This window comes from Catenibacterium sp. RTP21428st1_D7_RTP21428_210409 (assembly GCF_040227455.1).
Taxonomy (GTDB): domain Bacteria; phylum Bacillota_I; class Bacilli_A; order Erysipelotrichales; family Coprobacillaceae; genus Catenibacterium; species Catenibacterium mitsuoka_A.
Map to the genome: position 1 here is coordinate 1 of NZ_JBEHVX010000154.1, position 1,828 is coordinate 1,828.

1 protein-coding gene is annotated in these 1,828 nt (G+C 33.6%); it reads left to right on the forward strand.

Annotation, left to right across the window (positions count from 1 at the left end; genetic code table 11):
- Window positions 1-306: 306 nt before the first annotated feature.
- On the forward strand, window positions 307-1,746 hold the full coding sequence (locus ABUA27_RS12555) for a C40 family peptidase (RefSeq protein WP_349820853.1): 1,440 nt from the start codon (window positions 307-309) through the stop codon (window positions 1,744-1,746).
- The last annotated feature ends 82 nt before the right edge of the window (window positions 1,747-1,828 follow it).

The following is a 1,828-nucleotide window of genomic DNA, read 5'->3' on the forward strand; positions in this document are numbered from 1 at the left end:
TCAGCTTCATGAACGCCGTTTAATCGGTGCTTATGAAATTTAATTTTCACTGACCTGTGGTTTGTGGGTATTCAAATCAGAATATATATGTTTGATAAATTAGGATTCTAAAAAATCACCAAGAAAATATATGCTAAAGACCAAAAAGTCATTATTTTTTATTAATTATTAATAAAATCTTAAACGTAAAAACACTGATATATACTATATAAAATATAAAATCTTAAAAATATCTTAAGAAAATGGTGGACACATATATGGCATAGTGTTATAATCGCAATTGTCGAAAAGAAAAGGAGAATAACTATGACTCAAAATGCGCCCGTAACTCTTCATGCAATTGTAGATAGAATTAAAACTCAGAAAACAATATTATTACCTGCATTCGCAATCTCTGCATTTGCGCTAGTAGGTTATGCAGCGGCTGACCGTCAGGCACCTGTTATTCATTCAAATAAAATTGTTGTTCCTTATGGAACATACTTAAATGCTTCAGACTTTGAAATCACAGATAATCGTGATAATTTAGATATCATGGATGTTTCTATTAAGTCAGGAACATATGAAGCAAAACAGTTAGGTACTTATCGTGTTACAGTGACTGTTACTGATACATTCCAGAATACAACTGATAAAGAAGTTGAAGTACAGGTTATTGATAATGAAGCTCCTGTTATTGCTTCACGTACTGAAGGTGGATATATTGCTGATGTAGAAGCCAATGGTTCTAATAACTTATTAGATTACGTGAAAGCAACAGATAATGTTGATGGTGATGTCAGTGAATTCATCACTTTCGAAGGTGGTATTGACACAACTGTAATCGGGGAACAGAAGGTTGTGGCTCATGTAGAAGATAACGCCGGCAATGTGGCTGAAAAAACATTATCATTTAATATTAAGGATTCTGTTGCACCAACATTAACTCAAAAAACACAGTCTTTTGATGTAAACTATGGTGATACATTTAATCCTGCAGATTATTTTGATGTATCTGATAACTTTGATCCTTCACCAGTATTAACTGTTAAAGGTGATATTGATACAAAGAAATTAAACAGTGAACAGAAAGCAATAATCATTGCGATTGATAACAGTGGCAATGAAACTAAACAGGAATGTACATTTAATATTAAGGATATCAGAGGTCCTGAAATTAAATTGAATACAAATAAAGTATCTATTACTGAAGGCACTTCAGTAAACTGGAATTCTTTACTTGTATCTGCTATTGATAATTTAGATGGTGATGTTACTAAGACTGTAGGTATTAGTGGGAATGTTGATGTAAACAATGAAGGTAACTATACAGCTACTTATACTGCAACAGATAAGACTGGTAATACAACTGTAGTGAATATACCAGTAGAAGTTAAATCTAGAAATGCAGCTCTTATTCAGACTGCTTTAGGTAAGATTGGATGTCGTTATAGAATGGGTGCTGTAGGACCTAATATCTTTGACTGTTCAAGCTTTACTAGATGGGTATATAGACAAAATGGACGTTCTTTAAGTGGTACAGCTGCTGTACAGTTCAATAGTACTCAAAGAGTAGATAGAAACGCATTAAAACCTGGTGATCTTGTATTCTTTAAGAACACATATAAGAAAGGTATCTCTCACGTAGGTATTTATCTAGGTGGAGGCAGATTCGTACATGCTGCCAATGAAAAGAAGGGTGTTATCACATCTTCTCTAGGTGAATCTTATTATGCTGCGCATTATGCAGGTGGAGGAAGAGTATAATCTTTAAGAGGCTGTAACGGGTAAATAACTCATTATAGTTTCATAAAAAGCAAAAGACGGACCGAGGTCCGTCTTTTGTGGT

Coding starts and splice junctions, on each gene's coding strand:
- ABUA27_RS12555 (WP_349820853.1), top strand. CDS start 307: ATGACTCAAAATGCGCCCGTAACTCTTCATGCAATTGTAGATAGAATT.